Source organism: Bradyrhizobium septentrionale (genome assembly GCF_011516645.4).
Classification (GTDB): domain Bacteria; phylum Pseudomonadota; class Alphaproteobacteria; order Rhizobiales; family Xanthobacteraceae; genus Bradyrhizobium; species Bradyrhizobium septentrionale.
Genome location: NZ_CP088285.1, coordinates 6,101,076 through 6,112,421, shown reverse-complemented (window position 1 = coordinate 6,112,421; position 11,346 = coordinate 6,101,076). Strand labels below are relative to the sequence as shown.

The 11,346-nt window shown below is 65.7% G+C and carries 7 protein-coding genes; 2 read left to right on the top strand and 5 right to left on the bottom strand.

What is annotated here, in order from left to right:
* Window positions 1–50 precede the first annotated feature (50 nt).
* The 3 genes from eutC to HAP48_RS30855 form a co-directional block, all read right to left on the bottom strand.
* Window positions 51–860, bottom strand: a complete 810-nt coding sequence (gene eutC / locus HAP48_RS30865) for an ethanolamine ammonia-lyase subunit EutC (RefSeq protein WP_175612240.1) — start codon at window positions 858–860, stop codon at window positions 51–53.
* Window positions 861–864: 4 nt separating this feature from the next.
* On the bottom strand, window positions 865–2,451 hold the full coding sequence (locus tag HAP48_RS30860; protein WP_166203694.1) for a B12-binding domain-containing radical SAM protein: 1,587 nt from the start codon (window positions 2,449–2,451) through the stop codon (window positions 865–867).
* Window positions 2,452–2,579: 128 nt separating this feature from the next.
* Window positions 2,580–3,962, bottom strand: coding sequence for an ethanolamine ammonia-lyase subunit EutB (locus tag HAP48_RS30855; protein ID WP_166203693.1), 1,383 nt, complete (start codon window positions 3,960–3,962; stop codon window positions 2,580–2,582).
* Window positions 3,963–4,301: 339 nt separating this feature from the next.
* On the opposite strand from HAP48_RS30855, the gene HAP48_RS30850 reads away from it, so the two are divergent.
* Window positions 4,302–5,984, top strand: coding sequence for a methyl-accepting chemotaxis protein (locus tag HAP48_RS30850; protein WP_166203692.1), 1,683 nt, complete (start codon window positions 4,302–4,304; stop codon window positions 5,982–5,984).
* A gap of 288 nt (window positions 5,985–6,272) precedes the next feature.
* Complete coding sequence (locus HAP48_RS30845) at window positions 6,273–7,775, top strand: sensor domain-containing diguanylate cyclase (RefSeq protein WP_166203691.1); 1,503 nt, start codon at window positions 6,273–6,275, stop codon at window positions 7,773–7,775.
* A gap of 145 nt (window positions 7,776–7,920) precedes the next feature.
* On the opposite strand, the gene HAP48_RS30840 is transcribed toward HAP48_RS30845, so the two are convergent.
* The gene (locus HAP48_RS30840; protein ID WP_166203690.1) at window positions 7,921–8,799 is read right to left on the bottom strand and encodes a transglutaminase family protein; all 879 of its coding nucleotides are present in this window, start codon (window positions 8,797–8,799) and stop codon (window positions 7,921–7,923) included.
* Window positions 8,796–11,327, bottom strand: coding sequence for a circularly permuted type 2 ATP-grasp protein (locus HAP48_RS30835; protein ID WP_166203689.1), 2,532 nt, complete (start codon window positions 11,325–11,327; stop codon window positions 8,796–8,798). The genes HAP48_RS30840 and HAP48_RS30835 overlap by 4 nt, the downstream gene beginning before the upstream one ends.
* Window positions 11,328–11,346 lie beyond the last annotated feature (19 nt).

Genomic DNA, 11,346 nt, shown 5'->3' with positions numbered 1-11,346 from the left:
GCAAGCGCGAGCAACACGTTAAATCGGCCGGGAACTGCCGAAAACCGCCGTCAAGTATCTGATTTGCCACACCCCGGTAGCGCATTCCTGGACGATCCACCGCCGCTTTCATCTTTCAACGCGACCCCGGTGATCTGGCGTGCCAGGCCCTCACGCACAAGCCAGGCGATCCTGAATGCGGCTTCCGCATAGCTCAGCCCGGCGCGGTGGATGTTGGAGATGCAGTTGCGGTCGGCATCGGTGAGGCCGATTCGCGGCGCGAAGGTGAGATAGGCGCCCAGACTGTCCGGCGCGGACAGGCCGGGCCGTTCGCCGATCAGCATCACCAGCATGCGCGCGCCGAGGATCGTGCCGATCTCGTCACCCAGCGCGACCCGCGCGCCCGATGCTGCGATCACCGCGCCGGCGTCGATCCCGTCGGCCTTAAGCCGCGGCGCGAGATGCCGGATCAGTTCGACGGCGTGCACATTGACCGCGGTCGGCGACAGGCCGTCGCCGATCACGATGGCGCAGGAGCACGCGGTGACGCCGCTGCTCTCGAGCGACCGCCTCGAAGCGGAATCCAGCATGCGTCCGAGATCGGGCCGGCGCAGATAGTCGCGCCGGCTCTGCGCCTGGCTCGACACTTCGAGCGGTGTGATGCCGAGGCCGGCAAGACCGGCGGCAATCCCGCCGAGATCGAAGGCCGCGTGGACGGCATCGCGGGCGCGGGCGTGATCGAGCGTGAATGCGAGCAGCGCATTGGTCGGTAGGCTGGCCCCGGACCGGCCGAGACCGACGCGCGCCGGCGTGAGTTCGCGCAGATCAGCAAGCGAAGCGGACATTGGCGAAGGGGACGATGGCGCCGGCGGTGTTGTCATGCTGCTATTCAGCGGGAACGGAAGCCTCGCGCAGCCGGAGCGAGTAGTTCGAGGCGTTCTGTCGGCCGCTGGAGGCTGCACGCGCAAACGTGATCAAGTGATGTGCCACCAGGGTCGCCGAGATCAGCCCCTCGATGTCGCCGCGCTTGAGCCGGCCGAGCGCAAACTTCCAGAACACGCGCTTGTAGTCGCCGAGCACGCCGACCTTCCAGAAGATGTTGCGCAGCATGATCAGCCCGCGCCGGATATTGGCCCAGCTCTTCATCTCCGGGCTGACCGGCACCTTGATGCGGTTGGCATAGGTATATTCGCATTGGTGCTGGTAGCGCTTAAACAGCGTCTCGGGCTCGTAGGCGAGCTCCATGCATTTGCGCCAGGAACTGACCACGTCCTCGTAGGGCAGCAGAAACTGCACGTTGGAGTCGCGGCTGTCGTCATCGATCAGCCGTCCCGCCTTTTCGAGGCGATCCCACAGCGGCGTCTTCGGCAGCGCCTGCAGCAGGTTGATGGTGAGGAGCGGAATCCGGGACTCCTCGACAAAGGAGAGCAGCGCGTCACCGGTCTGCGGCTTGTCGGTATCGAGCCCCATGATGATGCCGGAGACGACCTCCATGCCGAAGGAATTGATGGTGCGCACGCCTTCCAGGATCGGAACCATCATGTTCTGATCCTTGTGCATCGCCTTCAGCGCGTCGGGATCCGGCGTCTCGATGCCGACGAAGATCGTCACGAAGAAGGCTTCGCGCATCTTCTCCAGGATCTCGGGCCGCTTGGCGATGTTGAGCGTCGCCTCGCAGGCGAGGCGTGTGACATAGCCGGTCCGCTTCTGCCACTCGATCAGATGCGGCAGCAGTTCGGCTGCCGCCTTGCGGTTGCCGATGAAATTGTCGTCGACGAAATAGACGGTGTCGGTCGCGCCGCATGCACGCAGCTTGTCGAGCTCGGCGATGATCTGCTGCGGCGATTTCAGGCGCGGATTGCGGCCATAGAGCCCGGGGATGTCGCAGAACTCGCACTGATAGGGGCAGCCCGAGGAGAACTGGATGCTGCCGAGAAAGTACTTCTTGGTTTCGGCGAGCTCGTAGGCCGGCAGCGGGAATTCCGTCATCGGCAGGCGATCGAGGGTCTTGAGCACCACCTGCTCGGCAGGACGGCTGGTGTCCTCCGCGAGGCGCTTGATCAGTTCGTTGGTCGCGTCCCCGAGTTCACCGACATGAAGGTAGTCGAACGAGGGATAGTAGTCCGGACAGGCACTGACCGACGGCCCCCCGATCGCGACCGCCAGGCCATAGTCATGCGCGCGGTGGCAGATGTCGTTCATCTGCTGGCGCTGGATGTGCATACCGCTGACGAACACGGCTTCTGCCCACTCGAAATCCTCCGCCGTCGCCGGACGCAGGTTCTCGTCGACGAAGCGAACCAGCCAGTTCTCGGGGAGGTATGCCGCGATCAGCAGCAGTCCCTGCGGTGGCATGAACGCCTTGACACCGTCCGTGAGGGGATAGGAGTGCTCGAAGGTCCCAAACGACGACGTATAGCGCGGAAAGACGCAGAGGATACGCCGTGCTGTCTTTATGCCCTCAGCTCTCATTGAATGACCCCGAAGCACCCGCAAATCTAACCATAGCGCGGAACGCTGGGCCAGAAATTCTTCAACATTGTGGCACTTACCAACGTCACACTGCCGAGATAGTTGCTCTGCAGAATTTAGCTATCCCCTCAGGTCAAGAGCCTGGCAGTGAGGTCGGGCAGCCGCTCCGCATCGGCAACGAGGCGAAAGTCCGGCCCGGCAAGGCCTGCGCGCAGCAGCCAGTCGTCGAATTCGGGCGCCCGCCTCAGGCCGAACAGGTCGCGGATGTAGAGCGCGTCGTGAAACGATGTCGACTGATAGTTCAGCATAACGTCATCTGCGCCCGGCACGCAAATGATGAAGTTCACACCAGCGGCCGCCAGCAGCGTCAGGAGATTGTCCATGTCGTCCTGATCGGCCTCGGCGTGGTTGGTGTAGCAGACGTCGACGCCGAGCGGCAGGCCGAGCAGCTTGCCGCAGAAATGATCCTCGAGCCCGGCGCGGATGATTTCCTTGCCGTCATAGAGGTATTCGGGACCGATGAAGCCGACCACGCTGTTGACGAGCAGCGGATCGAACGCGCGCGCCACCGCATAGGCCCGCGCCTCACAGGTCTGCTGGTCGACCTGGTGATGGGCGTTGGCCGACAGCGCCGAACCCTGCCCGGTCTCGAAATACATCACATTATCGCCGACCGTGCCGCGGCGCAGCGACAGCCCGGCTTCGCGGGCCTCCCGCAGCAGCGACAGGTCGACGCCGAAGCTGCGGTTGGCTGCCTCGGTGCCGGCGATCGACTGGAATACGAGATCGACCGGCAGCCCCTGCCCGATCAATCCGAGCGTGGTCGTGACATGGGTCAGCACGCAACCCTGCGTCGGAATCTCCAGCCGCGTGATGATGTCGTCCAAGAGCCGCAGCAGGGTGCCGATGACGTTCGGATCGTCGCTCGCCGGATTGATGCCGATGCAGGCATCGCCCGATCCCAGCAGCAGGCCGTCCAGGATCGAGGCGGTGATGCCCCTGGCGTCGTCGAAGGGATGGTTCGGCTGCAGCCGCGTGCTCATTCGCCCGCGCAAACCGATGGTATTGCGGAAGCGGGTCGTCACCTCGCATTTCTTCGCGACCAGGATCAGGTCCTGGTTGCGCATCAGCTTCGACACCGCCGCCACCATCTCCGGCGTGATGCCGCGCGAGATCCTCTTTAACGCATCACCGGTGGCGGCATCCGACAGCAACCAGTCGCGGAAGCCGCCGACGGTGAGCGACGACACCGGCAGGAAGCCGGCCACGTCGTGGCTGTCGAGGATCAACCGGGTGACTTCGTCGTCCTCATAGGGGATCACAGGCTCATCGAGGAATTGCTTGAGCGGAACGTTGGCAAGCGCAAGCCGCGCGGCGATCATCTCCTCCGCACTGTCGGCTGCAATGCCGGCCAATCGGTCGCCGGAACGCGGCGGCGAGGCCTTGGCAAGCAGGATGCGCAGATCGTCGAATGCATAGTTGGTGGCATCGATGGTGTGACGATAGAGCATGGGGAATTCGCGTCGCGGGCTGGGACGGCATAGCCTAGCACCACTTTGCGAAAGTCGTGCCACCAGCTTCGCCCTCCGCGCCGGAGGTGTTGATGGTGATGGCGTCCCGTCATCGTCACCGCGGCAGGCGGCCGGCCCCCGGCGGGCTCAGAACGCCCTATAAGACATTGGGATTATTTAGAGATTTTAAGGGTTGCGGCTGCAAAAAACGCACGCGTTAAGAAATTGTCCATGAAGGTTTTGCATAAGCTTTAATCGGCCGAAGGTGCTCCCCGGCCTCCTGGAGTGCCCGCAATGCCCGCCCCCATCACATCTCCCGTCTCCACATCCGGGCCTCCAATGGCATCCCGATTCTCGCTTGCTGCCAGGCTGTACTCGACGTTTGCGCTGATCGCGGCGCTGACCGCGGCCATCACCGTGCTGTCCGACTACAACGCGCGGCGCAACGCCGAGCTGACCGAGGCCGTCGACCTCGCCAGCCGTGCCGCGCTCAATGTCGAGCGGGTCAATTCGCTGGTCTATGCCGTGGTGATGGAATCCCGCGGCATCTACATGTCGACCGATCCGGCGGCGGTGAAGAAATACGGCGACGGACTGCTGGCGTTCAACGAGCGCATCCTCGGCGTGGTGAGGAACTGGGAAACCCTGGTGCAAGCCGACGACGCCAGCCAGTTCGCGGTGTTCAAGCAGCGCATCGAGCAATTCGTCGAATTCCGCAAGGAGCTGGTCCGCCGCGGCATCGAGATCGGCGCCGCAGCCGGGCGTGAATGGGGCGACAACGACGCCAACCGCAACGTGCGCACTGCGCTGAACAAGGATCTCGAGGCACTTTCCAAGGTCTACGCCGAGCGCAGCAAGAAGCTGGCGCAGCAGACCGACACCAACCGCGCAATGGCGCTGCTGCTGACCGGGCTCGGCGCGGCGGCCCTGATCGTGGTGGTGCTGGGCGTGCTGATCATCGCCCGCTCGGTGGCCCGCCCGCTGTCGCAGATCACCACGACCATCAAGCGCGTCGCCGAGGGCGCCGACCATGTTGAAGTGCCGCATGTCGGCCGCCGCGACGAGATCGGTGCGCTGGCCGGCGCCATCAAGGTCTTCCAGGAGGCGATGGACCGCAACCGCAGCCTGAACGCCCAGGTCGCGCAGGACTCCGAGGCGCGCGATGCACGCGGCCGGCATATCGAGACCTCGCTCGAAACGTTCCGCAGCACCATCGGATCGGTGCTCCGCGCGGTGCAGGACAACGCAACCACGATGCGCGACACCGCGCAGACCATCGCAAACGTCGCGGCAGGCGCCAGCGGCCGCGCGGTGGCGGCGGCAGGCGCGACCGAACAGGCCTCGAGCAACGTTGCCGCGGTGGCGGGCGCGGCCGAAGAACTCTCCGCCTCGGTCGAGGAGATCGGCCGTCAGGTCAAGCAGTCGTCCGGCGCGGTCGATCAGGCCGGTGCGCGCACCGACCGCTCGATCACCGAGATCGAGGGGCTTGCGGCCACCACCCAGCGCATCGACGGCGTGCTGAACCTGATCCAGGCGATCGCCGAGCAGACCAACCTGCTCGCGCTGAACGCCACCATCGAGGCCGCCCGCGCCGGCGATGCCGGCCGCGGCTTCGCCGTCGTCGCGCACGAGGTCAAGGCGCTGGCCGGGCAGACCGCGAAGGCAACCGCCGAGATCAGCGAGAATGTCGGCCTGATCCAGGCTTCGACCCGCAACTCGGTGGCCGCCGTGCGCGAGATCGGCCAGGCGGTGCGCGAGATCAGCAACGTCACCGCCAACATCGCAAGCGCGATCGGCCAGCAGGACGCCGCCACGCGCGAAATCTCCGCCAACGCGCACATGGCCGCCCAGGGCAACGAGACCCTGGTGACCAATGTCGGCTCGCTCCGCGACGATATGGACCAGACCAGCAAGGCGGCGGAATCGGTGCTCGCGGCCTCGAACGATCTGACCGCAACCGCCGCGACGCTGTCGCGCGAGGTCGAGCAGTTCTTCCGCAACCTGCGCAGCGACGCCGCCTAGGACCTGCGGCGGACGGGAACCTGAACGGATCACGCGATGCGCCGGAACCCTGCGGGCAGTCCCGGCTAGAGCATTTTCGGTTCTGATTGAATCAGAACCGAAGCTCTAGATTCCTGTTTTGACGCGTGTTCTTCACGCGAACCGGCGTCCACTTCGCTCGAAAACGCTCTAGTAAAGATTCTCCCAACGCACGGGCCCAAATTGCACGCGCTTCAGGTCGGCTTTCTCAATTTGATCTCCCTATGAAAAGTCCCGGAGCGCGGGGGCGCGGGGAATTGGAAGCGAGCAATGAACGGGCTTGTGCAAAAGCCGAAGGCGGTGCCGACCAAACGGCTGCTCGCGCTCGGAATAGGCCTCATCCTGTGCTTTTCGGCGATCTGCGCCGCCATTCTCTGGGAGATGGCGGACAAGGACTACCGGCACGCAAAGGAAGGCGCGACCAACCTCATCGCCTCCATCGCCAGCGAGATCGACCGCACCATCGAGCTTTATGACCTCTCGCTGCAAGCCGTCGCCGATGGCGTCAAGCTGCCGGACCTCGGAAAGATCAGTCCCGAGCTTCGCCAGGTCGTGCTGTTCGACCGCACCTCCACCGCCAAGGATCTCGGCTCGATCCTCGTGCTGAATGCAGCAGGAGACGTCACGCGCGATTCCAGAACATTGACGCCGCGGACCGCAAATTTCGCCGATCGGGACTTCTTCAGGGCGCATCGGACGCGAGCGGACAGCGGACTGTTCATCAGTTCTCCGTGGGTCACCTCGGACGGCGAATATTTGATCAGCCTGAGCCGCCGCATCAGCAATGACGACAGGTCTTTCGCTGGCGTGGTCGCCGGCAGCATGCGGCTCAGCTACTTCCACAATCTGTTTCGCAAGCTGAATTTCGGCTCCGGTGACAGCATGGCGCTGTTCAACGCCGACGGCGCCATACTGATGCGGGCACCGTTCGACATCAGCAAGATCGGGCAAAGCATCAGGGACTCCCTGGTCTTCAAGCAGTATCCTGCACGGCAATCCGGCTCCTACATGACGAAATCGATCGTCGATCATGTCAACCGGCTCTATGTCTTCCAGGAGGTCGGACACCGCCGCCTGATCATCGCCGAGGGTCTCTCGCTCGACGGCATCTATGCCGACTGGTGGCAGCAGTTGTGGCTGATCGGCGGCGTGGTGGCCGCGCTCGGCGGCTTCGCGATCATCCTGATGTTCTATCTGCTGGCCGCGCTCAAACGACGCGCCGCCGCGGAAGACCGGCTCGCACACCTCGCCAGCACCGATGCGCTGACCGGCCTCGCCAACCGCCGCCGCCTCGACGATACCCTTGACGTCGAATGGCGTCGCGGCATGCGCGCAAAGGCGCCGGTCTCGCTTCTGATGATCGACGTCGATCATTTCAAGGCGTTCAACGACACGTACGGACATCAGGCCGGCGATGCCGTGCTCGCCACCGTGGGGCGCTGCATCGCAGCCAGCACCAAGCGCGCAACCGATCTCGGCGCGCGTTATGGCGGTGAGGAGTTCTCGGTGCTGCTGCCCGGCATCGGCAAGGCAGGCGCCTTGGAAGTTGCCGAGCAGATTCGGGCGAAGCTGACGGCCGCGCGCGAATCCGAGCATGAGTTACCGACCGTCAGCATCGGATTGTCCTGCCTCGTCCCTGATCACGAGCGCACATCGCGCGATCTGCTCAAGGCCGCGGACCTCGCGCTCTATCAAGCCAAGCATGAAGGCCGCGACCGCGTCGTCGTCAGCCCGATCGGGTGGGATAAATCGGGCAAGCGGCACGTCGCCTGAAAGAGATCACGCTAGAGCGTTTTCGAGCGAAGTGGATACCGGTTCGCGTTAAGAAAACGCGTCAAAACAAGAATCTAGAGCCCCGTTCCGATTCCATCGGAACGGAAAAGGCTCTAGCGCGGTCGAACGCGCGCCTGCCCCCCGCTCACTCCACCGGCAGCACGTCGACCGCGACGCTGAGCTTTTGCTTGCGCGCGCCGACGATGACGCCGTCGACCGGCGAGACGTCGGCGAAGTCGCGGCCGATGGCGAGAATGATGTGGTCGTTGGCGACCATGAGATCGTTGGTCGGATCGAACCCGACCCAGCCGAGTTCGCTGCCGCACCAGACCGACACCCAGGCATGGGTTGCGTCCGCGCCCTGCAGCCGCGGCTGGCCCGGCGGCGGAATTGTGCGCAGATAGCCTGAGACATAGGCCGCGGGCAGGCCGAGACCGCGCAGGCCTGCGATCATCACATGGGCAAAATCCTGGCAGACGCCGTGGCGTTTCTCGAACACGTCGCGAAGCGGCGTCGAGATCACGGTCGCCTTGGGATCGTATTTGAAGTCGCTGCGGATGCGGCGCATCAGGTCCGACGCCCCGGCGAGGATGCCGCCTCCGGGCAAGAAGCTCGCGGAGGCGTAGGCCGTCGCCGGCCGCAGCACCGGCACCAGCGCGCTGGCAAAGACGTAGCCGACCGGCGAGGCCGCATCGAGGCTCAACCCTTCGAACGCGTGATCGCGCACGCTCTCCCAGGGCGGGCTCGCCGCGTCACGCGTCGGCGGCTGCCGCGCCACCGAGACCCGCGAGCGGGAATCGATCCGAAGGCTGCGATGCGCGGCCTCGATCAGGACGCTATCGGTCAACGTGCCGAAGAAGTCGCGCCGCGCGGTGCGCTCCGCGGGCTTGGGGCGGATATCGACCGAATGCGAGATCAGCTGTTGCCCGTCGCCGCTGATCGGCTCCAGCCGCAGCGAGCAGCGCGCGAAGCTGACCTGGGTCTCGTAGCTGTAGGTCGTGACGTGACGTATGTCGTAGATCACGCCAGCCCCGTGAGCTTCTCCGGCCGGCTGGCGTTCGGTCCATGCGGGAAATAATGCAGCCCGACCGCATCGGCGATGTTGAGCAGGTCCTGCTCCAGCGCGAACAGCGTCTTGACGTCGAGGCTGGCCGCTTCGGCCGTCGTCAACATCGCCTCGACCGCGACCGCAAGCCGCTGCGGCCGCTCGATCAGGCCGTGCTCCTTGAGGCTCGGCAGCGCCGCGATATGCTCGTTCAGCGCGGCGACCTGGAATGCGACCGAGCGCGGATTGTAGGGGTCGAGCACCGCGAGATCGCGCACCGGCGTGAGCAGCGGCTGCACCAGATAGCGCGAGCGATAGGTGATCTGGCAGTCGACCAGCGTGAGCAGGACGTCGAGATCCTCGTCGCCGGCTTCGTCATAGGCGAACTGGCGGGCAAAGCGCGTGGTGTTGATGGCGCGCTCGGCGCGCCGGCCCATCTCGAGGAAGCGCCAGCCGGCGGCGCGGTTCATGTTCTCCTGCGCGAGGCCGGCGAAGCTTGCGAGTTCCTGCAAGGTCAGCTCGGCGGCGCTGACGACGCCGTCGTCGTCATGCACCTCGATCGCGAGCCGCTCGGCCATCTCGGTGATGACCTGCCAGGCATCCGGCGACAGCCGCTCGCGGAGCGAGGTCGCGGTGCGTTGCGCCGATCGCACCAGCGACAGCGCCGAGCCGAACTTCTCCTCGTTCTGCAACGCCTCGAGCGCGACCTTCGCGGGATTGGCGCGCGCGGTCTGCGAGGCCGCGCCCCAGGCGACCAGCATGCGCTGGATGCGTTCGGTCGAATGCATTGTCGGCGTAGCGCCGGTCGAATTCGCCCGCGCCGGATCGCGCAGCGGCGTGCACAGCGCGCGGATCAGCCGGATGGTGGCCTCGGCACGCTCCAGGTAGCGGCCGAGCCAGAACAGATTGTCGGCGGCGCGGCTCGGCAGCACGCCGGCGATGCGGCGGATACGCACGGTGTCGACCGCCGGCAGCAAGGTCGAAGTCGCAACCGCCTTGTCGGAGACCACCCAGACATCGGCGGACACCGCGCCATCGCCCATCGACACCGCGCGCGCATCCGCTCGGTCGGCGATCCGGCAGAAGCCGCCGGGCAGCACGGTCCAGCCGTTCGGCGTCGCTGCCGCGAACACCCGCAGCACGAACGGGCGCGGCGCGATGCGGCCGTTTTCCCACACCGGCGTGGTCGACAGCCGCACCAGTTCCTGGCCGGCATAGTCGATGCCGCGATGGCTGATCGCGTCCCTCAGGCGATCGCGGTCCGCCGCCGACAATTCGCCTGGAAGCACCGGCCCGTGGCCCGGAAAATCCGGAACGCCGCGGCCATAGGCGCCCTCGATCGCGAACTCGTCGAGCCGCGACAGCACCTCTTCGCGGGCGGACTTCTGGCCGCACCACCAGGTCGCGATGTGCGGCATCATCAGGTCTTCGGAGAGCAGGCGCCGGCAGAGATTGGGCAGGAAGCCGAGCAGCGCCCGCGCTTCCAGCACGCCGGAGCCCGGCATGTTGGCGACCACGACGCCGCCCTTGCGCAGGACCTCGACGAGGCCGGGCACGCCGAGATAAGAGGATGCGTCGAGCTCGAGCGGATCGAGCATGTTGGAATCGACGCGGCGGAGCAGCACGTCGAGCCGCTTCAGCCCGGCGACGGTGCGGATGTGGATGCGGTCGCCAGAGACCGCGAGATCGTCGCCCTCGACCAGCAGGAAGCCGAGATAGCGCGCGAGCGTGGCATGCTCGAAATAGGTCTCGCTGAACGCTCCCGGCGTCAGCAGGCCGATCCGCGGCTCGTCACGATCGGCGCTGGCGCGAAGCGAATCGCGAAAGGCCTCGAAGAACGGCGCGACGCGCTCGACATTCATCGACTTGTAGAGATTGGAAAAGGCGCGCGACAGCACCAGGCGATTTTCCAGCGCATAGCCGGCGCCCGACGGCGCCTGGGTACGATCGCCGAGCACCCACCAGCGGCCGTCAGGCCCGCGGCCGATGTCGGCGGCATAGAGATGCAGGTAGCGGCCACCGGGCGGCTTGATGCCGCTGACCGCGCGCAGATACTCGCTGCTGCCGGCGATCGCCGCCGCAGGAATCGCGCCATCGGCGACGAGGCGGCCGTCGCCGTAGAGATCCCGCAGCACCATTTCCAGAAGCTGTGCGCGCTGTGCGACGCCGGCGGCGAGCTGCCGCCAGTCGGCCGCGTCGATGATCAGCGGCAGATGGCTGAGTGGCCAGATCCGGTCGGAAGTGTCGCCGGGCGCGCGATAGGTGACACCGGCCTCGCGCAGATGACGATCGGCGGAGGCAAAGCGGCGCTCGATGTCGGCCGGCGACAGCGCGGCAAAGGCGTCGAAGAAGCGGGCCCAGACCGGCCGCGGTGCGCCGTCCTGAGCAATATATTCGTCGGGAATGCCGGGCAGCCGGACATAGTCGCGGGTCCACTGCGCCATCCGGCGCTGACCGGGACGGGCCCTGCTCTCCTGACTGCTGCCTTGCCCACCCGATGCGGTCATTCCACTTCCCCTTGACACA

Coding starts and splice junctions, on each gene's coding strand:
- eutC (WP_175612240.1), bottom strand. CDS start 860: ATGACAACACCGCCGGCGCCATCGTCCCCTTCGCCAATGTCCGCTTCG.
- HAP48_RS30860 (WP_166203694.1), bottom strand. CDS start 2,451: ATGAGAGCTGAGGGCATAAAGACAGCACGGCGTATCCTCTGCGTCTTT.
- HAP48_RS30855 (WP_166203693.1), bottom strand. CDS start 3,962: ATGCTCTATCGTCACACCATCGATGCCACCAACTATGCATTCGACGAT.
- HAP48_RS30850 (WP_166203692.1), top strand. CDS start 4,302: ATGGCATCCCGATTCTCGCTTGCTGCCAGGCTGTACTCGACGTTTGCG.
- HAP48_RS30845 (WP_166203691.1), top strand. CDS start 6,273: ATGAACGGGCTTGTGCAAAAGCCGAAGGCGGTGCCGACCAAACGGCTG.
- HAP48_RS30835 (WP_166203689.1), bottom strand. CDS start 11,327: ATGACCGCATCGGGTGGGCAAGGCAGCAGTCAGGAGAGCAGGGCCCGT.